General features: G+C 65.2%; 18 protein-coding genes and 1 CRISPR repeat array. Of the genes, 6 read left to right on the top strand and 12 right to left on the bottom strand.

From position 1 onward, the window contains the following. Positions 1-752 precede the first annotated feature (752 nt). Positions 753-4,079, bottom strand: a complete 3,327-nt coding sequence (locus ABD793_RS25435) for an error-prone DNA polymerase (RefSeq protein WP_344864271.1) — start codon at positions 4,077-4,079, stop codon at positions 753-755. A 153-nt stretch (positions 4,080-4,232) separates the two neighbouring features. On the opposite strand from ABD793_RS25435, the gene ABD793_RS25430 reads away from it, so the two are divergent. From ABD793_RS25430 to ABD793_RS25410, 5 genes are all read left to right on the top strand, one after another. Continuing rightward, positions 4,233-4,487 carry a hypothetical protein gene (locus tag ABD793_RS25430; RefSeq protein ID WP_344864235.1) on the top strand — a complete coding sequence of 85 codons (255 nt, stop codon included), beginning with the start codon at positions 4,233-4,235 and terminating at the stop codon, positions 4,485-4,487. A 974-nt stretch (positions 4,488-5,461) separates the two neighbouring features. Further along, positions 5,462-5,902 (top strand): hypothetical protein, encoded by a 441-nt coding sequence (locus tag ABD793_RS25425; protein ID WP_344864233.1) that lies wholly within the window; start codon positions 5,462-5,464, stop codon positions 5,900-5,902. Continuing rightward, positions 5,899-6,531, top strand: coding sequence for a DUF3558 domain-containing protein (locus ABD793_RS25420; RefSeq protein ID WP_344864231.1), 633 nt, complete (start codon positions 5,899-5,901; stop codon positions 6,529-6,531). The genes ABD793_RS25425 and ABD793_RS25420 overlap by 4 nt, the downstream gene beginning before the upstream one ends. A 3-nt stretch (positions 6,532-6,534) precedes the next feature. Further along, positions 6,535-8,001 (top strand): WXG100 family type VII secretion target, encoded by a 1,467-nt coding sequence (locus ABD793_RS25415; protein ID WP_344864229.1) that lies wholly within the window; start codon positions 6,535-6,537, stop codon positions 7,999-8,001. Positions 8,002-8,030: 29 nt separating this feature from the next. After that, positions 8,031-8,651, top strand: a complete 621-nt coding sequence (locus ABD793_RS25410; protein WP_344864227.1) for an ESX secretion-associated protein EspG — start codon at positions 8,031-8,033, stop codon at positions 8,649-8,651. Between the two features lie 546 nt (positions 8,652-9,197). Here the strand turns inward: ABD793_RS25410 and ABD793_RS25405 are convergent. From ABD793_RS25405 to ABD793_RS25395, 4 genes are all read right to left on the bottom strand, one after another. Continuing rightward, on the bottom strand, positions 9,198-9,455 hold the full coding sequence (locus tag ABD793_RS25405; protein ID WP_344864225.1) for a helix-turn-helix domain-containing protein: 258 nt from the start codon (positions 9,453-9,455) through the stop codon (positions 9,198-9,200). A gap of 1,138 nt (positions 9,456-10,593) precedes the next feature. Next, on the bottom strand, positions 10,594-11,466 hold the full coding sequence (locus ABD793_RS25400) for a hypothetical protein (protein WP_344864223.1): 873 nt from the start codon (positions 11,464-11,466) through the stop codon (positions 10,594-10,596). Beyond that, the gene (gene amcA, locus ABD793_RS42810) at positions 11,456-11,623 is read right to left on the bottom strand and encodes a multiple cyclophane-containing RiPP AmcA (RefSeq protein WP_425548767.1); all 168 of its coding nucleotides are present in this window, start codon (positions 11,621-11,623) and stop codon (positions 11,456-11,458) included. Before amcA ends, ABD793_RS25400 begins: the two co-directional genes overlap by 11 nt. A gap of 206 nt (positions 11,624-11,829) precedes the next feature. Continuing rightward, positions 11,830-12,396: a radical SAM protein gene (locus tag ABD793_RS25395; protein WP_344864220.1), complete on the bottom strand. Its 567-nt coding sequence runs from the start codon at positions 12,394-12,396 to the stop codon at positions 11,830-11,832. Positions 12,397-13,583: 1,187 nt separating this feature from the next. Between ABD793_RS25395 and ABD793_RS25390 the strand changes: the two genes are divergently transcribed. Next, the gene (locus ABD793_RS25390; protein ID WP_344864218.1) at positions 13,584-14,483 is read left to right on the top strand and encodes a helix-turn-helix domain-containing protein; all 900 of its coding nucleotides are present in this window, start codon (positions 13,584-13,586) and stop codon (positions 14,481-14,483) included. A 1-nt stretch (position 14,484) separates the two neighbouring features. Here ABD793_RS25390 and ABD793_RS25385 read toward each other — a convergent pair whose 3' ends face one another. The 7 genes from ABD793_RS25385 to cas5c form a co-directional block, all read right to left on the bottom strand. Continuing rightward, positions 14,485-15,372, bottom strand: a complete 888-nt coding sequence (locus ABD793_RS25385) for a 1-aminocyclopropane-1-carboxylate deaminase/D-cysteine desulfhydrase (RefSeq protein ID WP_344864269.1) — start codon at positions 15,370-15,372, stop codon at positions 14,485-14,487. 203 nt (positions 15,373-15,575) lie between these two features. Beyond that, positions 15,576-16,497: a CRISPR direct-repeat array (repeat unit 37 nt; unit sequence GTTGCGATCCTCATCGGCCCCGAGGGGCCGATGCCAC). 126 nt (positions 16,498-16,623) lie between these two features. Next, positions 16,624-16,914: a CRISPR-associated endonuclease Cas2 gene (cas2, locus tag ABD793_RS25380; RefSeq protein WP_344864217.1), complete on the bottom strand. Its 291-nt coding sequence runs from the start codon at positions 16,912-16,914 to the stop codon at positions 16,624-16,626. Between the two features lies 1 nt (position 16,915). After that, entirely contained in the window at positions 16,916-17,932 is a 1,017-nt protein-coding gene (gene cas1, locus ABD793_RS25375; RefSeq protein WP_344864213.1) for a CRISPR-associated endonuclease Cas1, read from the bottom strand. Continuing rightward, positions 17,925-18,560 (bottom strand): CRISPR-associated protein Cas4, encoded by a 636-nt coding sequence (gene cas4, locus ABD793_RS25370; protein WP_344864211.1) that lies wholly within the window; start codon positions 18,558-18,560, stop codon positions 17,925-17,927. Before cas4 ends, cas1 begins: the two co-directional genes overlap by 8 nt. Positions 18,561-18,565: 5 nt before the next feature. Further along, positions 18,566-19,456, bottom strand: a complete 891-nt coding sequence (gene cas7c, locus ABD793_RS25365; protein WP_344864209.1) for a type I-C CRISPR-associated protein Cas7/Csd2 — start codon at positions 19,454-19,456, stop codon at positions 18,566-18,568. Positions 19,457-19,508: 52 nt separating this feature from the next. Continuing rightward, a complete protein-coding gene (gene cas8c / locus ABD793_RS25360; protein WP_344864207.1) occupies positions 19,509-21,290 on the bottom strand; it encodes a type I-C CRISPR-associated protein Cas8c/Csd1 in 1,782 nt (593 codons plus the stop codon). Next, entirely contained in the window at positions 21,291-21,956 is a 666-nt protein-coding gene (gene cas5c, locus ABD793_RS25355) for a type I-C CRISPR-associated protein Cas5c (protein ID WP_344864206.1), read from the bottom strand. Positions 21,957-22,447: the final 491 nt, after the last annotated feature.

The following is a 22,447-nucleotide window of genomic DNA, read 5'->3' as shown; positions in this document are numbered from 1 at the left end:
CGCGAACGCAGCGAAGTGCGCCGACCAACCCGTCGCCATCTCCAACACACGAGATCAACTACACGATCGCCGGACCAAAGCCCAGCCGACACACGCAGCCACTCTATAACGAAGTGTCATTGCAGTACTAAGGCACGCTCTAATGAGTGTGGGAGACCAATTCTTCTCCCCGCTGGCGGCCAGTTACCGGGGAGTGTCTGGCCGCCAGCGAGGTGTGCGTTGCGTAATCGTGGGTGCATACCGAGCCAAGGTCAGTTCCGAAACGGGCGCGGCCGTTCGGAAGCGACAGGCGTGTCTGGCACTCGGGTCGGGGGTCTTGGCATCGGCCAGCAGCTCATGGAGCTGTTACCGAGCGTGCAACTGGCCGCCAGCGAGAAGGCGCGGTGGCCGTCCTTGCGTGGCCATCCGCAGGGATCTTTAACTGGGCACGCTGACACTCCATGCCGCCACCCCGACGTCTGTCCTGCCGACTCGTGCATACTCGCGCAGCTTGCCGTTGCCTCCTGCTGCGAGTCCGGTGGACGAGTGGCGCTCGCCGAGACTTCGAACCGTTCCTATCCCATGCCTTCGTTGAGGGTCCACCGCGACCTCACGCGGCGACCATACGCGAGCGGATTCAGTGGGCGCGCCCGCCGTCTTATCGGCGACCGTAGACGTACGTAGCGGGCTGGGCTGCGACCAATTTGTCGTTGCTGCCGAACACGCCACGACTTGCTCGACCATCGTCGGTTCTCGGTCTTGCGTAGTGTCGGTTATCGGAAGTCGCGGGACTTACTTGCCAATGTTTTCAGATCCAGTGGGCTGATCTGGTCGGCCACGATGGATACCGCGCCTTGGGAGACTTGGGCGATGCCCCGGACGACCACTGCGGTGTGGTTCTGCAGGACCCGTTTGGCGCGTTGCCACATGCCGATCGAGACGATCACATTGGTCATGCCGGTTTCGTCTTCGAGGTTGAGGAAGGTGATCCCGCCGGCCGTGGCGGGGCGTTGTTTGTGGGTGATCGCCCCGCCGACCCGGATACGGGTGCCGTCCTCGATCTCCAGCAGCCGGCCGACGGGGATGGCGCCGAGCTGGGTGAGGTGGTCGCGGAGCATGGAGATGGGGTGGGCGTCGGGGGTGATGCCGGTGGCCCACAGGTCGGCCGAGGCGAGCTCGACTGCGCTCATGCCGGGTAGCGCGGGGGCGTCGTGGCCGATCGCGAGGCCGGGCAGGTGCCCGGTGCGAGTGGCTGCGGCGGCGCCGGCCGCCCACAGCGCCTGACGCCGGTCGGGGCCGAGTGTGGTGAGGGCGCCGGCGGTGGCGAGGGCCTCCACGACGGGCCGGGTGAGCTGGATGCGTTCGGTCAGATCTGCGAGTGAGGTGTAGGGGCCGTGGGTGTCGCGTTCGGCCACGATCTGCTCGGCGACGTCCTGGCCCACGGCGCGGATCCCGGCCAGTCCGAGGCGGACCGCGACGTTCCCGGTGCTGCCGGGGCAGGGTTCGAGGGTGGCGTGTGGCAGGGAGCGGTTGAGGTCGGGGTGGTGGGTGGTGACGCCGTGGCGGCGTGCGTCGGTCACGAGGGTTTGGGGTGAGTAGAACCCCATCGGCTGAGCGCGCAGCAGCCCGGCGCAGAACGCGGCCGGATAGTACTTTTTGAACCAGGCGGACGCGTAGACGAGCAAGGCGAAACTCATCGAGTGGGCTTCGGGAAACCCGTAGCCGGCGAATGCGTGGACCTGTTCGAAGATCCGCACCGCCAGATCCCGGGGGATCCGGTTGGCGTCGGTGCCGGCGAAGAATCTGCCCGCGAGGTGCGCCATTTTCTGGGTGGAGCGTTTCGAGCCCATCGCCCGGCGCAATTGGTCGGCCTCGGCGGGGGTGAAACCGGCGACATCGCGAGCCATCTGCATGACCTGTTCCTGGAACAACGGGACGCCGAGGGTGCGGTCCAGGGCAGGGGCGAGCAGGGGGTGCGCGTGGGTCCAGGGCCGGCCGTTGCGGCGGGCGATGTAGGGGTGCACCGACCCGCCCTGGATCGGGCCGGGCCGGATCAGCGCCACCTCGACCACCAGGTCGTAGAACTCCCTCGGCCGCAACCGCGGCAGGGTGGCGAGCTGGGCGCGGGATTCGACCTGGAACACCCCGACCGCGTCCGCTGCACACAACATGTCGTACACCGCCGGGTCGGCGAGGTCGAGATCGTGCAGCCCAATATGGACATCGTGGTGCTCGGCGACGAGGTCGAGCATGTAGTGCAGCGCGGAGAGCATCCCCAGGCCGAGCAGGTCGAACTTCGTCAACCCCATGCTCGCGCAGTCTTCTTTGTCCCATTGCAGCACCGAGCGGTCGGCGGCGGTGGCCCACTCGACCGGGACGATCTCCGACACCGGGGTGTGCGCGATGACCATGCCCCCGGAATGCACCCCGAGATGCCGCGGCGTGTCCTCCAGCCAGGATGCGCACTCCAGCACGTCGGCCGGGATTCCGTGGCCACGCTGGGACGGATCGGCGGCCTGGGTGACATGGCTCCAGCGGTCGACGTGTTTGCTGAACGCGTCCTGCTGGCCGGGCGAGTAGCCGAGCGCTCTGGCGGCGTCGCGGATCGCGCTCTTCGCACGGTAGGTGATCACGTTCGCCACCTGCGCGGCATGAAACCGGCCGTGGCGCTGGTAGACGTACTGGATGGCTTCCTCACGGCGGTCGGACTCGATGTCCACGTCGATGTCAGGCGGGCCGTCCCGCTCCGGGGCCAGGAACCGTTCGAACAACAAGCCCCACCGCACCGGGTCCGCGTGACAGATCTGCAGCGCGTAACAGACTGCGGAGTTCGCGGCCGAACCGCGGCCCTGCGCGAGGATGTTCTGCTCGCGGCAGAAGCGGACGATGTCCCACACCACCAGGAAATATCCCGGGAACCCCAGCTGTTCGATGACCGCCAGCTCGTGCTCCAGCTGCGCATAAGCCCGCTCGTTGCGTGCGCGGGGCCCGTAGCGGTCCGCAGCGCCCTCGGCGACCAGGTGCCGCAGGTAGGCGTTCTCGCCGGTGAACCCGTCCGGCACCGGAAACGGCGGCAACCGCGGCGCCACCAGCGCAAGATCGAACGCGACCTCGACCCCGAGCAGCGCAGCCCGCTGCACCGCCCCCGGATACCGGACGAACCAGTCGGCCTGCTCCTCCCCGCTGCGGAGGAACGCGGTCCCATCGGCCGGGAGCCAGCCCTCCAGCTCGTCCACCGACCGCCGGGCCCGGATCGCCGCCACCGCCCACGCATGCCGGTCCTGTTCCGGGCGCGAGTAATGCACATTCCCGGAGGCCACCGTCGGCACCCCCAGCTCACCGGCCATCCCCGCCAGCACGTCATTGTGTGCGCTATCCAGCGGCTGCCCCTGCTCGAACAACTCCACCGCCACGTGCTCGGCACCGAACCAGTCGACCAACTGCCTCAGCTCCGCCGCGGCAGCCCCCGGGCCACGCTCGACCAGCGCGCGACGGACCAGGCCTTTGCGACAACCACTCAGCACCACCACGTGCCCGCGCAGCTCCTCCACCACCTGGACCAGGTCGTAGACCGGGCGGCCCTTCTCCCCACCCGACAGCTGGGCCTGCGAAATCACCCGGCACAACCGCTGATACCCCGTCACACCGCGAGCCAGCACCAGCAGATGCGTCCCGGCCGGATCCGCAGTGCCGCCCTGCGACGCCGGCAGCTCCAAGGACAACTCGGCGCCATGACCCGTGCGGATCCCCAGGTTCCGGCCGGCTTCGGCGAACCGGACCGCACCCGACATACCGTCGTGGTCAGTCAGCACGATCGCGTCCAGATCCAGCCGCACCGCCTCCTCAACCAGCTCCTCCGGTGACGACACACCGTCCAGCCACGAGAAGTACGAGTGAGTGTGCAGCTCGGCGTAGGGCACCCGGTCCGGGTTATGCAAGCTCGACGCCCGCCGCACCAGACCCTCGGGTGCGCGGTAGCCGTCACGCTTACGCGACCACGCCGGCGCATCACCACCATCACCCAGCGCCGCGCCACCCGGACGGCCCGCAGCGATCCGTTCCAGCTCGGACCACGGCAACGGCGGATTGCTGAACGACACACAAACTCCCACGGCATGTCTCCTCGCCGTGGGAAGTCCGGCGAACTAACCTCAAGCCCAACCCGACCGTCGAACTCGTGTTCGAGCATCGCTGTGACAAGCGATGATCGCAACATCAGGCACGTCACACTACGCCGAACAGGGGATACACCCATGACCGACGCCACCGAGCAGACACCACCACACGACCCGCCCGCCACCAACCCGAACACGGCCACAACCATGGAACCCGAGTACTACCGCGAGACCGGACCATCAACCGCGTACTTCACCATCCACCCCGATGGCCACGTCGAATACCACCGCGACGGCCACACCAGGCCAGCCACCGTACTAACCGCCGACACCGTCCGAAGCCTCGCTGAATCCGGCAGCCTCCAACCCACCACCACACCCCCAACTGCCTAGGCCAGAGCTGCCAAAACATCCCGGCGTCGCTCTGATCTGGATCACGGCACCGGGAACCTCATCACACGCATACCCTGCGACCGGGACGCAAACGGGCAACCCACGGCCAGCATCGACATGCAGACCGGCGCAAGGCGCCCGCCCCGCTAATGCCGATCACCATCAAGAGTTACCGACCGCCACGAAAGGGCACGGACGCCAAACCTGACACCTCAGCCGTCCGCCGCACTACTCGCTTGAATTCTCTTCCCGCTGGCGACCCGGCTCGTCCAGTTGCGGCGCGTCCGCCCGGGGCGCCCCTGCCAGCGGTGCGCGGAGCCGAGTCTCCACGTCCTGCAATTGCTGCGCTCGCCTGGGATGAAGCGGCGGAACAGGCCGCAGCCTGAATCCGTGATGGTCCATACCGCCACGGTGACACATCCCGCGAGACTGCAACAGCACCTTCACCACATCTGTGGATAACCCGGTCGCCCGCAGCGTGACCAGTACCCATGCCCCAACCCGCGGGCCAGCAACGACTTTGCTGGCTCCGTCTCCAATACCACGTACAGTTCGGGCATAAAGGTGTTCGGCTCATTCGCAACAGTTTGTTTTTGGACCTACCCCTCACGTCTTGGACAGCAACCCTTTGTATGACTCGCGAAATCGCTCGTCGGGCGTCCTACGCGCCAGCTGACCCGACCCGTCAGAGCGCGCGTAGGGCGTTCGTGGCCAACAGCGCGTCGTGCCGTGCGACTGCTGATTCCGGCACCGGGGAGCGAGCGCCGGCACACCCGAGGGGGAGGGTGGCACCGACGCTCACTGCTCCAGCGTAGCCGATCGAGCGGCGCCGGCCTGCAGGTTCGGCAGGTCGGGTTACCGAGATAGCTCGTTTTGATCACCTTGCTGTGAGTGATCGGTTACCGTGACGGAGCGAGTAGGCCCCGGACAGGCCTGCTCGCAGACTGCTGACGTGTCTTACGGAGGGTAAAGACATGACTCAACCTGCGCCGAGCGCTGGTTCGTCGAACTGGCTAGCCGGTCTGGGGTTCGCGATCACCGAAGGCGGCGGAGGCGCTTCTCCTGGCGGGGGTTCTTCCGGCCCCGGCTTCACAATGAACCGCGACGAGGCGCAACGCATGCTCACGGTAGCGAAGCGCATGCGGGAAAATGTGCAAGCGCTGCAGCCGGATGCAGAGTCATTGACCAGGCTCACACCTCCCGCCGACGAACCGGGCAGCAATGGATTCAACCAGAAGATCGTCGACTCGTTCACGGCTGGCAAACAGGCCCACGACACCATGTTCTCGTACGCGTCTGAGTTGATCAATCGGTTAGAGAAGGCACTGGGCATCGTGAACGCGTCGGACGACCAAGCGGCCGCCGACGTGAATACGGCTGGTGACAAGGGCGAAGGCAAGGGGTTCGCGGTATGAGGACACGCTTCCTATCCACGTTCGCCAGCACAGTGACGGCAGTCGCACTCGTTGGTGGATGTTCCGGCGGCTCCACGCCGAACGCAACGACCCCCTCGGCGGCACCATCGCAGACAGGCAAGGCGCTCCCTTACGCCGGTGCACCCAAGGTCGAGAACCCGTTGCCGGAGTCCGTGTTATCCGGGCACCCCTGCGACGGTGCACTCACTCCGGATCAGTTGTCCCAGATCCTCACCATCCAGCCGCAGGGTGAACACGCAGACAACCCGGCACTCGGCACCGAATGCCAGTGGCGCAACAGCGAAGCGGGCGCGCTGGCCACTGTCCTTTATGCAACAAAGGTCCCGGACGGGTTAAGTGCCCTCTACGCCAAAACCAAGCCGCAGTCGACCGTATGGCGCACCCTTTCGCCCATTCAGGGATTCCCAGCAGTTGCACATTCGACCTACAGTAACGAGACCTCCAAAGCATTTTGTCAGGTCAGCGTCGGCATCAGTGATCAGCGCGAGATCGATGTTTCCCTCAGTCTCGGCGAAGCTAAGGTCAACGAGGGGGCGGATCCGTGCGAACTGACCGGGCGCGTCGCGGACATGGTCGTCACCAACCTGCGCCAGAAGGCGGGTGCGTGATCGATGGGGTTCTTCGACTTCGTCGGCGAGGGCGCGAAATGGATCAACGACCGAATCGATGACGCGGACCAGTGGGTAGACCAGCGGCTCAATGATGCCGGACAGTGGTTCTCAGACCTCTACCATGGAAACCTCGGCGATCAGGCTGTGCCAGCGCCGGTGATCGTACAGAAGGTGCAACAGGGGCAAGGAACGACGTCCTGGCACGATGGTAGTGCCACGGTGCAGAAGGTGGCCAATGCGCAGCATCAGGTGAGTGACGACGCTCAGCAGCTGAGCACCGCACTGGAATCGATGTGGACTGGTGCTGCCGCGGACGCTGCGCAGTCACGCGTTCGCCCCTTGTCCGATGCCTCGACAACCGCCGCGCAAGCGTACTCAGGAAATGGCCAGAAGCTGGTCGACAGCGCTCACGGATTCGATGAAATGAAGACGGCGCTGCAGCAAATGCCGTCGACACCGCCGCACAAGAATTTGCTCGACGAAGCAGCGTGGTGGACGACCGATACCGAGCAGAAGATCAAGGACTACAACGCGATCGCGCAGCAGAACGTCGATCGATACAAGACATACGCGCATCAGGCGCAATCCAACGCGCAGAGCCTGAACAACAACTACGGTCAGGTGTCGGGTTTCGATGGTGGGAACATCATCGTCGGCACCGGACAGCCCGGCACCGGCAAGCAGGAAAGCAAGACATCGCACGGAACGAGCCGCACCGAGGCGGGCGGGAAGTCCGATCAGCAGACTTCGACGGGTAGCTCGTCGCCGACACTCTCACCGCAGCCTCCGGCACGCGTCCCGCTGACCAGCTCGGGCGTCGGGACGGTTCCGCCGGGCCACCAGCCTGGTGGCCCTGGCGACGGCACGACGACGTCTGGATGGACCCCGCCGGCGGTCAACCCGGTCAGCGGTCCGAGTGGCGCACCGAGCTGGATGCCACCTTCGTCGCTGCCGGTCGGTGGCCCGAACAGCGGTGGCAGTGCTTGGTCGCCGGGGCTGGTCGGCGGGTTCGGCCCGAACGGCGGCCTGACCGGGGGTGAACCAGGCGGCTCGGGCAGTGGATCCGGCGCGGGCGCTGGCGGCCGTGGAGGCGGCGCGAGCCGATTGGGTGCTGGTTCCGGTGCAGGTGCCGCAGAGGAAACGATGGGCCGCGGTCAAGGCGGGGCGTCGGCGCGCGGTCCGGCCGGTTCCCGCGGTGCATCGGGGATGGGCGGTATGGGTGCCGCTGGTAAGGGCGGCAAGGGCGAGGACGACAAGGATCACCGGCGCAAGTACGGAGTGGAGGATGATTCGGCGTTCGACATCACCGACGACGACGATGGCCGACTGCGCGATCCGCACACCGGGCTGCCCCCCCACGCCCCCGACCATCGGCGGCTGAGGCACGCTGATGACGATCATCGACAGGCCGCTGCGGATGCCGCGGCCGGTGTTCCTCGCGCTCTGGCACGCCGAGGACTTGGGTGATGTGCCGGTAGTGGGTCGAAGCGACCCCGATGTACCTGTCCGAGGAGGCCGCCGGAGAGCGGGCGAGACGGACCCAGGAATTGCTGGCGCGTCTCGGAGCGTCTGCACCGGCGCTGCGAGCCACGCTGGAGATGCTTGCCAGCGCTCGGCATGAGGTGTACGGCTGGACCGACTTCGGCACCCATCAGGACGACAACGGCGCGATCCTGATCGCGACGTCCGGGCGAGACGCGGTCCGGCTAATCACCGACGGCGAAACGGTCCAGCTGGATCCGGTATCCCCCCGCGAGCTGGCCGAATGTTTGGTCCTTGCGCTGCCAGAATGTCCACCTGCCCGAATCCAGCCGCTGCACTACTTCGAAGGAGACGGCGTCGATCCCCTTGCCGAGGAGGCCGCCGCAGCCGACGAATTGCGCTTCCTGACGCGTGCCCCACGGGATGCGGTACACGCGTTGCACGCCGCGATCCGCGCCCGAGACGGCGACCGCACACACAGCACCCCGCTGTCGGTGATCGACCTCACCGGGCGCGGCCGGATCCTCAGCTTCTTGAACACGAACCCGGACGGCTCCACCCGAATCAGCGTGTACCCCGGCACCCGTGCTCACCTGGTCGACGCGCTCAACCTCACCCTCGATGGGCTGAGCTGACCACAAGCGGGAACCGGTTCCGGCAGGCGCAGTGGCCCGCGCCTGCCGGAACGGCCCGGCCGTCCCGTTCGGACAGTCGCGAAGGGCGACAACGGAACGACCAAGACTCACCCAGCCCCCGCGGCGACATGCGGCCCAGGGACCCGACCGCCACGCAGTCGACGGCGGCTCCCGCCCAGGCAACCAGGAGATCCGGTGGTGGTGCGCAGTCCGAGCCGCCACCGCGTAGCCGATGCCGCATGCCGTTGCGAATCAGCGCTCGGCGTACCTGGCAGTCGCTGACGCCGTACCGCTCGGCGACCTCTCGGCTCAAGCCGTTCGTACATGGCACCCCCGGGCTGAATAGCAGGTGGCGCATCGAATCGCACGGTCATCGGTACTGCTCCGGAAGCTGCGGGCGTGGCCCAGTTCGGAATCTCGGCCAGTAGGCATTCACGATCCGCGCGGCGGCCTGCAGCTGTTCCTCGGGGAGATCGTCACCGAACTCATGAGGCACGGACGCCAACGCGAAATCCCGCTTCGTCACGGGCGCTGGCAACTCGTCCATCAGTGCCTCCCGCCGTGCGGGCGAAGCTGCACGCCAGCCCGCTGGAGCAGCCGACGCACGGTGCCGTAGCACGTGTCGTGCCGCGCGGCCAGAGCCCGAACGCTGGCACCGCTCGCATACTGCTCGACGATGGTGTCCACATCGAGATCGGTGCGTTTCACCCCGTTCCGGCGCTGCGGCAGCTCGGCGCCAGCCGCGACCAATGCCCGGCCAGTCCAGCACACCGACAACCCGAACTCATGGGCGATCTCGGTCACCGACCATCCGCCGCGGAAGGCCTCTACATGTCGTCGCCCCTCATCACGGCGCCTCCTGGCCAGTGCAACCCCGACACCACTCAGCATCCGCGACAGCACGCAGATCGATCTCGCCGCGCTCATGCCTGTCCGGGTACGCCTCATCCACCGAGCACCACGGAACCAGCCATCGCACCGACGGGTCGGCCAAATCTCCTTTCCAGTAAAAGTGCGCCGTCCGCCGGTTCGCCTCCGTCGGATCGGTATGCACCCGTAGAGCCAGATCCGACGTTCGCGGTGCGCGGGACGACGATTCCAAGTATGTTCGCCCTTCTCTGGAGCAGTAATAGAACGACACTACCCGACCCGGGTACGCTTCTTTCCAACTCCTTTCTGCTACTTTCTTACGACACAGCCGTGCCAAGATTTTGTACGTTGCCTCCATGTCTCGTCGTGCGCGTCGCGACACCTGCTGACAAGTCATGCCTCGCGGCTCGCTGCAGACAGCGTCAAGAACGACCCGTTCAGTTCTGGTGAGACAAGGCTGTGTGATCATATGTGTTCCTGCGTGAAATTCCGACTGCGATCAAATGGGGCTAGCATTGGTCAATGATGAGATTTGCGATGGCGTCCCGGCTGGCCGTGCGGCAGGCGAGCTCGCTGTGCTGGCGGGCGATTGAGCAGTCTCTGCGCCGCGCTCCACGCGTCGCGGGACCGCCGAACGATCCGGTCGCAGGCTTCGCAGTCAGGGCCGGGTGGAGTAGTAGCGGACGACCACTCGACCTGGTGGCCGCAGGCCGCGACGACCGGCACGCCCTGTTCCCGTGCTGCTTTGAATGACTCGTCCGCGACCTCGTGTTGTCTGCCGTCGTCTCCTGATGTGTAGGGCGTGGTCCACAAACGGCCAGTGGCTGTAGGCATCGGTATTTACCTCGATTTTTTGGGAATGGCCGAATACGGCCCCCATCCCGTAGGGGAGCTCTCAAGCCGCCGACTTGAGGTACGAAGGACGGGCGAAGGAGCTCGGACATTGGGGCATGCGGGCGAACGCCACGCCGTTGAGCTCTGCTTCGCCCAGCCAACAGCTATCTTCCCTCCGGTATCTCCGTCTGCCCAGGTGTGACCGGCAGAGGTATGCCCCGGATGCGCCGGCCGGTTCCTAGGTCAAGTCCGCGAGGATCGCCTGGGCTTCAGCCCGGAGGTGGGGTTCGAGCAGGTCGTAGTCGCTGCCTCCGCCAGCGATCCGCAAGTACCGCGAGATCGCGGACAGCAGGGCAAGGTGGCCGCTACGGGTCTGTAACTCGGGCATGGCGCGGATGCGCTCTGCTGTGGGCGAGTGGAGCAGGCTGCTGCAGTACAAGGTCGCGAAGTCGTACCCAGCGAACTCGGGGCGCCAGCTCTCCCAATCGAGGATGCACAGGTCAGGCCTGCGCAGATTGCCCCAGTGCAGATCCGCGTGCGCTGTAGTCCACGTCACCTCGGTAAAGACGTCGGCGGGCAACGTGACGCCGAAGTGCTCACGGACGCCCCGGGTTGTGGACTCCACAGCGCCGAGTTCGTGGTGCCACAGCATCGGATAGGTCGCCAGGGCCGTCAACGACCAGCGAAGTTCATCCCACCAGGACGCAGGCAGCTCTGGGTCATCGTGGAGCACGCCACCGGAGGTAGACACCGTCTCCCCTGGGGCGAGTGTCATCACCTCGCCCCGGAGCCGCCGTCCGCGCAGGTAGCCGTCGCCGTGACGCCAATCGATCCACCGGAGGACGAAGGGTTTCGCGACACCGATGATGGCGTTGGCCATGGCATTGCCGTCCCATCGGGATGCGGGCTCGTAGTCCGGGTCTTCGACCACGACCCGCAACCAGACGTCAGCACCGTCGTCACGAGCCACCGCGCCGGCCGAACGCATGTCGTAGGTATTCACCGGTTCGCCGGTCACGCTCACGGCCAGCCTCGTCGCCGCGGTGTCGAGCTGCTTGGCGAGCCAGATCCGTCGTTTTTCGACTGCCGCCTCGACGTCCTCAGCGTCCATGCTTCCAGAACTCCCCTTCTTTCCCCCAACTATCACCCTTGCGGCCCCACGGAGCGCGGTCTGCGACCGTCGAGGTAGCAGCGTGGGCAGCCACAAATTGTGCCCATCGAGTCTCGCCCTCGGACACCGTCTGCGCCATCGTCTCCAAGACTGTCATTGACTTTCCTTTCCGTGTAGTAGTTCGGCAAGCGCTATGACCGGAGCCTGAACGGAGTTGCGGCAGTGCTCGGTCTCCGTTGCAGTGAAAGTGCCGTGCTCGAAGAACCGGTCTCCGGCATGCGCCCCTGGCAGTAGGAGAAGAACTCACATATCCGTTTGCACTCCTCCAGCCCGGTCACGAATTCCTGGACGTAGAGCAGCTCGTCAGCACGCTGCAGGATCGTGGACAGGCGATCGGAAAGCACATTGCCTGCCAGGAAGTCGTTGTGCGGCGCTGCGTATCCCGAGCAGCTCCGGCGAGAGCAGTACCACGTCGCCGTTCCAGCCGACCGTGGGGATGAGGTCGTGCCGCGCGTCGGCGTCCCGCTGTTCGCGCGTCAGACCGAAAAACCCGAACAGATTGTCAGCCTCCCGCACAGTCACCTCGCTGTCGTCCCGGCACCATGCGAACGCGTCTCGCCAAAACCGGAGAGCGTGCTCGGTTGAGGGAGGGGTCCCCTCGGCGTTCGCTCCCTCCTTGGCCTCGATGTTGAACCCGACCCACGTGGTGCCAAGTCCCCGCATGAAATTCAGGACGTCCGCGGCGCGGTCAGTTCCACCTTCGGTCACCACGGCCAGGACGATGAACGGTATGCCGCGCCGTTTCAGCACCTCGATGCCTGCGATGGTCCGGTCGAACATGGGGTGGCCACCTCGGTCGACGCGATGAGTGTTGAGGGCGCGTGGTCCGTCGATGCTGACGCCCACACTGACCTCGTACTGCTCGAACACGTCGCACCAGGCATCGGTAATACGCGTGCCCCCGCCGGTCTGCGCCTTGTGCTGAACACGCCGGCTTGGCGCAGCGGCTCAAACGGCTCGAGCAGTTCGACGAACCGCTTCACACCGACCGCCAGGGGCTCTCCGCCATGCCATACGATCTCGACCGGCTGCCACGAGGACTCAATGCCATCGACGATCGCAGCAGCAACCGTCGACGTCATCTCCTGCTTCAGGTGCCGCTCCGCTAGATAGCAGTAATCACAATCCAGCGGACACAAGGTCGTCGGTTGGACGATGATCGTTCGCGGTTGCTCTCCAAACCAACGGTTACCGGTGTATGCCTCGCTCACGCCCCCACCTCCGCCACGGCCTGGAAGGAACCCGGCGAGTCGCCATGAGCCTGGGCCGGGCCCTGACATCGGACCGATGTATGCAACGGAGACATGCCTTCTGGCGCCGGGCCGGACGCGGCGGCCATCAGAATCCGTCCCTGATAGGTGCAACGGTGCTGCATGGCCAGTGGCGGCCGCAGTCCATGCAGCGACCGACGTGGGCACTGACATCCGGGTGCGGAGCGTGGGTGGCGAGCGCGTGCGCCGCGAGACTGTAAAAGCTGAGCTGGCTCAGGCACGCGCGGTTCGACAGCCGGAGCCAGTGCGTTGCAGCCCCGAAGCTGACGTCCACGAACCGAGAGCGAGGCAGCCGGCGCGAGCACCCATGATGCCCCGTCGTTAGTCGCCCTTGAGCGGAACGCATCGAGCATGGCCGGTTTGCTCACCGAGACCCGCCTCCTTCTGCACTCGTCGTCGTGTTGGCAACACCTCGACGACCGGGAACCGCATCCCCGCGGCCGTCAGGGGCGAGAAGTTGCCCGCAGGGATGGGCTACGACGGTCGGGGGCGTCCCATCGGCCGTCGAGGTGCCACCATCTACAAAACCGCAGCTCACGAGCACATACCACCCAACCTGACTGTGATCTTGCAAGGCGCCTTCTCCCTGTTCAACAGGGAGAAGTTGGTCAATACTGTTGCGGAGCGTATGGTCCGCACCGATTCGTCAGAAGGGGGACGACCGTTATGCCGTCAGCCGTCCGCAGCGTGCGGAGTAAGCAACGAGAATTGTCCGCTCAACTCCGGGCGCAGTCCAAGACATGGGTCGAGGTCGCCTATGTTTTCGCAGAGCGATACCAGGTCAACATGCGTACCGCCTTGCGGCTTGCGCGTGGGTGGAGCCAACGAGAAGCCGCCGACCGGTGGAACATCCTGTGGCCTGCCGAGCCCAAGACGGACAAGGCTTTCTCGTATTGGGAGTTGTGGCCAGCTTCCACCGGGCACGCTCCTCCGCTCGACGTGCTCTGCCAGCTAGCGGAACTGTATGAGTGCCGGGTCGCCGATTTGGTCGCGGACGTGGCTGACCACCGGCCCGCAGACATCCTCCATCAACACCGACAGCAACTGGCTATTGTGGAGGATCCGACCACGTCAATGGACGATCTTATCGCACGACTGGGCTCAGCCGATGTCCACGAGCTGGCCGCGATGGCAACTACATGGGTCCGCGGAGACAGCTCAGGGGTGAGTCGTCGGTCTCTGCTGTTGAAAATCAGTGCTGCGCTGTCGTTGGCCTCAGCAAGTTCGGCACCAACAGAGGAAACCGCTGCCGCCGACACCGCAGGCCCAGGCGCAGCGAGCGACGACTTTTCAGGTATTTGGCACAGCCGCTACGTCTATCCCAGTACTGGCCGGCGCAAGGACTTCACCGGCGAGCACTACGTCGTGCTCCGCCAGCAAGGCCAACGGCTGAGTGGGCAGAGCCTGCCGCACTCGACTGGGTCTCGGATGCGGCTGGATCTGGGGCTTGACAAGGCCGTGGCCACCGGAACCTGGCGTGAACAAACATCCCCGACCGGTTACTACCAGGGCGCGGTCTACCATGGCACTCTGCAGATGGTCGTCGATCCGGCTGGGCGCCGCATGAAGGGCATGTGGCTCGGTTTCGGTCGCGAATTCACGATCAACTCGGGTGAATGGCACCTGACCTGGTGCGAGGCAAATGTGTCAAAGCAAGCACAGCGCGCGTACCACAAGAAAGCCTGAGTTAACACAAGACCGCAACAACTGTGCTCCCTGCGGGGATGTCACCGGCAGCAATTCGGGTGAAGAGCCCATACATCATCTTGGCCTCGTACACCCAGTCGAGCACGACACCATGGCGGTCCCCGAAATCTGCGATGAAAGAGTCCAACTCCGGCATACGCTTGGCGTAGCCACCAAAGTGGAAGTCCGTGTCCAACGACCAGTTACGCGTCTCCGTTCCGAAGGCTTCCCGCTGGAAACGGCGAACCTCATCGCCCAGAAAATCGCCCCCCTTCAGCACACTGAACCCAATAGCCCGTTGCCCAGAGCGAAGACTCGCCGAGATGCCGGCCAACGTGCAGCCTGTCCCGCAGGCGGAGCAAATCACGTCGAAGTCCTCGGCAATTTCACTGACCCCTTCACCGCATCCGCGTGCAGCCAGACCGTTGCTGCCGCCCTCAGGCAACACGTAGCAAGGACCGAACCGGCCGACTAGATCGTCAAGCACCTCCGGGTCGGTCTTCCGACGATAGGTCGTGCGGTCCACGTAAGTCAGCTGCATCCCCCTGCTCACGGCGTACGCCAGCGAGTCGTTGAGCGGAAGACGCTCTTCGCCGCGAACCACCCCAACCGTGTCAAAACCGAAGTACCGACCGGCCGCCGCTGCCGCGCGCAGGTGGTTGGAATATGCGCCGCCGAAAGTGAGGAGGCGGCCGCAGCCTCGGTCCCAAGCCTCCGCCAGGTTGTACTTGAGCTTGCGCCACTTGTTACCCGGCACGTCAGGATGAATGAGATCGTCCCTCTTGAGTAACAGCCGGACACCATACGAACTGAGCCGGTCGTCGTATACCTCGACAACCGGTGACGGCAGACGCAGCGAGATGCCGTCGGGGTCGAAGTGCCATTCCATATCCACAGACCATGACCCTACGCAGCGGGAGCAGTGGGCGATAGGACAGCCGGATCGAAGCCGAGAAAGTAGCGGCCCCCTGGGAACCGCCACCATGCTCAGACTTCTCGGCCTGCACCTGCAGGGGTTCGTTGCGATCCTCATCGACCCCTGGGCCGATGCCACTCCTGCACCCCGCCTGGCTCCAACCCAACCCAACTCGGGTTGCGATCCTCATCGGCCCCGGGGGGCCGATGCCACACCGCAGCGTGTCGATGACGCTCGCGGCCAGGCGGCCGTTGCGATCCTCATCGGCCCCGAGGGGCCGATGCCACCGACCGCGACCGCCGCCTGCTGGCCGATGCCTACAGGTTGCGATCCTCATCGGCCCCGAGGAGCCGATGCCACCGTCGGAGCCGGTCGTCCTCCGGCACGAGTCGAGGTTGCGATCCTCATCGGCCCCGAGGGGCCGATGCCACGATCGAGACCGGCCTGGTGCTGGGCGAGGTGGCACTGTTGCGATCCTCATCGGCCCCGAGGGGCCGATGCCACCGCGCGCACCTGCGCCCGGTGCGGCGCCCAGCAGCCGGTTGCGATCCTCATCGGCCCCGAGGGGCCGATGCCACGCCAGCTCATCGCCCCGACACAAGGCACGTCCCGAACCTGTTGCGATCCTCATCGGCCCCGAGGGGCCGATGCCACTCCTCGGCTGGACGCCCAGTCAGCCCTGATCGTGGAGTTGCGATCCTCATCGGCCCCGAGGGGCCGATGCCACCAGCGAGCTGGACGCGCGAGCCCGCGAGCTCGACGCTGTTGCGATCCTCATCGGCCCCGAGGGGCCGATGCCACATGCGCACGCTGACGCCAGTCTCGACGGAATTCTCGTTGCGATCCTCATCGGCCCCGAGGGGCCGATGCCACGCCACGAGCGTCAGCGGCGCCAGGTCGAGCAGCGTCTCCCAGTTGCGATCCTCATCGGCCCCGAGGGGCCGATGCCACGTCGGCACCTCGACGTCGAAGACGTTGCCGACGAACCTGTTGCGATCCTCATCGGCCCCGAGGGGCCGATGCCACAGCGGGTTGCGCGGCTGGCCCGTGAAGTCGTCGACGTTGCGATCCTCATCGGCCCCGAGGGGCCGATGCCACCCTGCTGACGCAGGGAAAGCAACTATAACGAGACGCGCTTGGGGTCTTCCTCGTTACCAACACACCCGGGAATCGCTTCGGGAACCACTGGCGTGTCGCACGACGCTCCCCGCTCCGAAGCCACGGTCAGAAGATGAGAGGGGTGTCGTGGCCTGCTGGCGGTGAGTGTCCGAGGTGGTGGGCTTCGGCGAAAGACCGGGTGGGTAAGCGGTAGACACGGATGCTGTCCAGTTCGAGGTCGATGGTGTCGAGCAGGCGTTGACGCAGGAGTAGCACCTGTGCCTCGTTGATGACGATCTCGAACACCGATTTCTGCACCCTGACTCCATACGCCTCGCATGCTTGCGCGACTCGTCTTAGCCGTCGTCGTCCGGCAGGAGTGGTGGTGTCGACGTCATAGGTGATCAGCAGCTCCACGTCAGCTCGCGATCCACGGTTGGTAGGCGGGCTGGTCTCCTCTCAGATACCGCGCAAACAACCGAGCTTGCACGTTCGGGAGTAAGCCGGCTGGCATTTCGCGTTTGAGCAGGGAGTGCTGCCAGATTCGTTCGCGTGCCTTTGACCACCGGTCAAGGACGAATGTCCTGCCGTCGTCGGTGAGCGTCACGCCGCCTGCGGGGTCCTGGATCGTGTGTTTGGTGGCGATCTCCTTCCGATTGAACAATGTCAGCACGAGTCGGTCGACAAGTAGTGGCCGGAACTCCTCCATCAAGTCGAGTGCGAGGGAAGGCTTTCCGGAACGGACTCCGTGCAGGAATCCGATGTACGGGTCCAGGCCGACCTGTTCGAGGGCGCCGGTCAGTGCCACGCGGAGCATGCCATAGCCGAAGGAGAGCACGCAGTTGAACTGATCTTCGGGCGGGCGTCGGTTTCGGCCGGGTGGGACTCCTTTCGCCAGCAGGGGCAGGTTTTGGGAGTACAGCCGCGCGGCAGCACCTTCGACCCCGAGCAGGTCGGTCAGTGAGCGCGTACTCGCTGCTGCTGTCAGCGAGTCAGCATGAGCGGCGGCCAACTCTCGAATCTGGGTCTGCCGGGTGGGCTCGGCATCGCGAGCGACGCGCAGCAGCAGCTGGCGGTAATTCTGTAGCTTTCCTGCGACGACGGACTTCGCGATCTCCAACCGACGCTGGGGATCGTCGTGCGCGCGGACCTGCTCCAGCCGAAGAGTAGGGTTACCGATCTGGTTCCCGCCGACTCGCCCGAGAAAGCGCCCGTTGCGGGACAGCCAGGTCACTCCGCGGTTGTCGGCGGCGCATCGCAGGAGCAGGTCGTTGGTGACCTCGACGCCCTTCCACACCACGAGCTGTTGAATTCGCACGAGAGGCAGCACGCTGCGGCCGGGTCGTTCCGGATGGCGGATGCGTACAGTGTCGCCTTCCAGGTGCAGGCTGGTTCCCGGCGTCGTGACGAACAGCGTGCGGAGGAGTTCAGTCATCCCACTGCCCCAGCACACGAGGCGTGAACAAGGACGTGGTGTCAACCCGTGCAGTCGGCATGCAGTTCTCCTTCAGTGAGCAGCGATCGCAGCGTGTGTCGTTGACCGGTGTGGGCAGGGCGTCGGTGCGGAAGGCGCGGCGCAACGTATCGAGCACGCGTCGCAACCTGGCTTCCAGCGCGTCATCGACGACGACGTCGTACCGGCGCCGACGCTGTCGCGCGAAGATCACACCACTGGGTACCGCGGCGTTGAACATGTGACGCAAGCACAGAACTTGCGCCGCCACTTGGAGGTCCGCAGCGCCACCCGGACGGTAAAAGCCGGACTTGTGCTCAACCGGGAGTGGCTCACCGCTGGGAAACTCCACGACATCGCAGACTCCGTGCACCCCGAGCTCCTCGTGAACCACGTTCAGCGCAGTCCAGGTGCGTACCCCGGTGCGCGACACACCGGGACCGCCCGCATCGACGACCTCGTGGGCGAGGTGACCGCGCTGGGTGTCGATGTTGTCGGTGAAGTGACGATCCAGGTGGATCAGCGCGGCCTGCCGGGGGCAGTAGGCGTAGTGCTCAATCGCCGAGATCGGGATGCTTGCCCATTCCCTGCCAGGGCACGGTTCATCCATGACGATCAGGCCAGCAACTTGGACAACGTCACGCCGCGAGGCAGGTCGTCGTCCGCGACGTTGACGACGTAGTCACTAAAGGACCGTGGCGGGCCGCTGACGTGCTCGGCAAGGTTGACCGAGACGCGTTCGGTGAGTTTGTGCGCGGGGGCGTTCCCGAAGGCGTTGTCATGGTTGAAGACGTAGAGCCCGCGGGCCGTCATCGTGCCCCGCGCGGCCGAGCGGTCGTGGTCGAACATCATTTCCAGTGTTCGGTAGAACAGCTCGAGGTCCCGGCTGTCGACCCCGGTCTGGCCGCCCCGTGTGGCGGAGTAGTAGAGCTCGGCCTTGTAAAGCCCGTAGGGGACCGTCCACTTTCCACCCATTTCGGTGGTCTCGCCCTTGTCGATGTCCTCCTGCCTGGTCTGGGTGACACGGGTGACCGTGTGATGCTGGGGCATGATCGGGTGGTAGCTGCGAGCATTGGAAACCTGGAGCGGGCCGTAGATCTGACCTAGGGATTTGGCGTCCCCCGTCGAGAGGACCGCACCGAACAGACGAATGTCGGCGTACTTGTCGGTCAGCCAGGATCGGGCCGCCTGCCGCTGCTCCGCGGTGGGGTTTTTTTTCTTGTCGGTGATGTTACTGGCCGTCAGTGACTCGGCCAGCCGGGTGTTGAGGGCGTGGCCCGCTTGGACGAAGATCCCGTACCTGGAATCGCCGCTTGCTGTGAGGGGCAGCGTGTTGCGGATCTTTCGCTTGATCGCCACGTCGGTGACCAAGCCGTGCCCAGTCTCCTCGTCCATGCGAGGCCGGTTGCCGAAGTCCGGGTCGCCGTTCGGGTTGCCGTCGGTGATCTCGAACAGGAAGACCATGTCGTGACGGACGGTCGCGTCGAGGTGTGCCTCGATGCTCATGGAGGAACCTTTCATTGCAGTGATGAGGAGAGGAGCGTGTTCGGGCGAAGGATCAGTCCTCGACGTCGTCGAACTCGGCCTCCTCCTTCTCCCGGTGAGCGCGGACCCGGCGGCGGTCCTCGGCGCGCTGCTGGTGATAGCCGAGTACAAACTGTGCTTGTCGCTGCGCCGGAAGGAACCCGGTGAGCGGCTTCGCCGAGTCGATCTTGTCGATGAGCGCGTCGAGCGTGCTGCGCAAGGCCCATTCGGAGTTCCGGGTTTTCGGGTTGCGACGGACCTTGCCAAGCCACGCAGCCGCCATCCTCCGCCCCGCCATCACGGCCGGGACGGGGTTGCCCATCGCCGAGGCCAGAAACCGGTCGCCGAACGTCGTGTTGACGTCGCGTCCATGGGCCTTGCGCTGGATCTTCTCCAAGTGCGCGAAGATACGACCATACAGGTAGACGGTGTCGTTGTTGTTCTCATCGAGGCCGGCGGACACGCGGGGCTCCTTTTCTCGGGGATCGCATAGCGCCAGCCGCAGAAGGGCCGCGCGGGTAGCGTCGATGTGGCCGTCAGAGGCGATGCGGTGCAGGACATGATGTAGTACCGACGGGGGCAAGGGGCTGCCACGCAACGCGCGCGCGAGGAGGTCACGTTGCACGTGTTCAGGCCGGCGACCGTTTTTCTTGCCGATCTCGGTGTAGCGGCCATTCTCGCCGCTGCGGCCATCCCACCGACCCATGGCGAGAACGAGATGCCACAACCCGAAGGAGACCGGCTCGTCGTCGGCCAGGGTGACCATGAGCATGTCGCGGTACCAGTGCGCCAGATGCAGTAGCGCGGCCTGCAGGGGCAGATCGATCCAGTCCCGGACCATGATCCGCGAGGCGTTCCCACCCACGGTCAGCGAGAAGAATCGCTCGTCGCCATCCACAGTCTGGGCCAGTTCTTCAGCTCGCGCGAGGTCACCGGAATGCAACCGTTTCAGAAGCACGTTGACCTGGTTCGGGTCCGGTGCAGTGGCGAACCCGCTGAACACGTCCGGCTCTTCGGCACCCAAGACCCACCACGCCATCCGGCTGTCCTGTCCCGCCAGGTTGATCGCGTGCCGGGACCCGAGCAGGTGAGTGAGGCCACTGCCCACCGCGTTGCCACAGGGAAAGCAGATCGGGGTGTGTTCGAGGCCAGTGGCCAGGCCGTACCCGAAGACCGAGGCATTGACGCTCACCAACGCGGCATCGTTTCCGGCACCAGGGACCAACCGTTTGGCGACGGTGCTCGGCATCGAGTCCAGCAACGGCCTGTCCGCCCCACACACCAGACACAACCCGGTCCGCGGCGCTTTCCCGGCTTTACGGCGGGCGACTTCGGCCATCCAGAACCGCACCAGCGACGGTCGGTGGATGATCAATTCGTCATCCACGGCAACCAGAACGCCGTCCTTCGCGCCCACGCCCTCAGGGCGTAAAGGCATATCGTCATTCCGGTAAAAGCGCACCAGACGCTGAGCAGCCACATCGTTCGGATCGCTGTCCGACCACTCCTGGATCAAGGCCACGAACCTCTCATGGCACTCGGCGACCCTCTTCGGCTTCGTGGTGTCATCACCCCAGCCGAAGACGTACTGGATGTCGTCGGCACCGAGCTGTGGAGCCACGCCGACCGTCCGCGTCGCTGCCGGGGCAAACCTGCGCTGTCCGCGTCCTTTCCCGTCCGGCTCACGGAGTCCAGTGAGCTGAGCCCCACGGCCGTCGGTGAACAAGTCGAGCCTCCACCGGAACTCTCGTTCCCGATGGAAGGGTGGCGTCGTCACGTTCTCCTCGGCATAACCAACGAGGCGTTGCAACAGCATTCACGCCTCCACCACGTCAGCGGCGCCACTGCCGACCCGCGGAATCAGCATCCGGCCGCCCCGCAACTGGGCGTCGAACCACGAGAAACGAACTCCGGCGTCACCATGGTGAACGCTGTGCAGCATCACACCGAGATCCAGGTTCGCGCGGATCCGCTCGCGCCCATCGACTTGCCCGAAGTAGGCGCTGAACTCGCGCGTTCCCAGGTACGGCTGGTGGAAGCACTGCCCTCGTTCCACCCGCCGCCGGAACTGGTCTCGGTACGCCGCGACCGGCTTCGTCGCGTGCTTGCGCAGCTCGACGTGAGCATAGATGCGATAGCAGACATCTTTCAAACACACCGAATGCCGCTGCGTCCGATGCTCAGCCGTGTTCACCGTACGACCCGTCAACGCCGCACTCACCGAGACGACGTCGGTAGTCTCATTGCGGCGTTGCGTAAACTGCTTAATCGGCGCCAGCACATCGACCGCAACAGGAACCCAGGAAAACTCCGGTTTCCAGAAAACTGATTCCAGGACACCCACCGCTGCTGTCGGCGTGATGACGGGGTACGACACCCGTTCCGCCTTCAACTCCGGTCGCGTGAACAACGCTCCCGGCCCCCACACCTGCACACTCACCGGAGAGGCCCCCTCCGGCGAGCGCGGCAACTCATCACTCACCACATGATCCCTTCCCTTGCCCTGACCTGCGAGAACACATCTACCAGACCGCACCGACAATCCTCGGCGTTCTTCCCAGCCGAACCCGCTGTTCTTCACCCCGCAGCAGAAAATTAGACCCATCGGGACCAGGAAATGTCGACATCGCCGCACTAAGCGCAATCTCAACCCGGTGCCGCACCGGTCGCCCCGAACCCGCCGGGGTGCCAACGCCGTAGTACTCATCGTCGAATTATCCGAACACCGCCATGGGCAAAGCTCCAGCCGCCGAATCCCGCAGCATTCGCCGCGGCCCTGCCACAAGGCAAGGCCGCAGACACCGAAACACTGCTCCCCTACCAGGGTCCGCACCACCGCAGGCCGACAGCGACCTTCGCTGCAGCTCAGCAACCGTGATCAACGAAGCGCATCGCCGATCCACACAGACCGACGGCCCGAAACCGTCCTACCACTACCGCCAGGGCACACCGCGAGTCACGAACCACGCGATG

This window comes from Amycolatopsis ultiminotia, assembly GCF_039536925.1.
Classification (GTDB): Bacteria; Actinomycetota; Actinomycetes; order Mycobacteriales; family Pseudonocardiaceae; genus Amycolatopsis; species Amycolatopsis ultiminotia.
Note: the sequence above shows the minus strand (reverse complement) of the source record. Positions and strands in the feature narration are given on the sequence as shown.

Excerpts from the sequence above, each read along its gene's own strand:
- ABD793_RS25420 (WP_344864231.1), top strand. The coding sequence starts at position 5,899 with ATGAGGACACGCTTCCTATCCACGTTCGCCAGCACAGTGACGGCAGTC.
- ABD793_RS25390 (WP_344864218.1), top strand. The coding sequence starts at position 13,584 with ATGCGTACCGCCTTGCGGCTTGCGCGTGGGTGGAGCCAACGAGAAGCC.
- cas7c (WP_344864209.1), bottom strand. The coding sequence starts at position 19,456 with ATGAGCATCGAGGCACACCTCGACGCGACCGTCCGTCACGACATGGTC.
- ABD793_RS25410 (WP_344864227.1), top strand. The coding sequence starts at position 8,031 with ATGTACCTGTCCGAGGAGGCCGCCGGAGAGCGGGCGAGACGGACCCAG.
- ABD793_RS25430 (WP_344864235.1), top strand. The coding sequence starts at position 4,233 with ATGACCGACGCCACCGAGCAGACACCACCACACGACCCGCCCGCCACC.
- cas1 (WP_344864213.1), bottom strand. The coding sequence starts at position 17,932 with ATGACTGAACTCCTCCGCACGCTGTTCGTCACGACGCCGGGAACCAGC.
- cas8c (WP_344864207.1), bottom strand. The coding sequence starts at position 21,290 with ATGCTGTTGCAACGCCTCGTTGGTTATGCCGAGGAGAACGTGACGACG.
- ABD793_RS25385 (WP_344864269.1), bottom strand. The coding sequence starts at position 15,372 with ATGGAATGGCACTTCGACCCCGACGGCATCTCGCTGCGTCTGCCGTCA.
- ABD793_RS25400 (WP_344864223.1), bottom strand. The coding sequence starts at position 11,466 with ATGGACGCTGAGGACGTCGAGGCGGCAGTCGAAAAACGACGGATCTGG.
- amcA (WP_425548767.1), bottom strand. The coding sequence starts at position 11,623 with ATGACAGTCTTGGAGACGATGGCGCAGACGGTGTCCGAGGGCGAGACT.
- ABD793_RS25425 (WP_344864233.1), top strand. The coding sequence starts at position 5,462 with ATGACTCAACCTGCGCCGAGCGCTGGTTCGTCGAACTGGCTAGCCGGT.
- cas4 (WP_344864211.1), bottom strand. The coding sequence starts at position 18,560 with ATGGATGAACCGTGCCCTGGCAGGGAATGGGCAAGCATCCCGATCTCG.
- ABD793_RS25415 (WP_344864229.1), top strand. The coding sequence starts at position 6,535 with ATGGGGTTCTTCGACTTCGTCGGCGAGGGCGCGAAATGGATCAACGAC.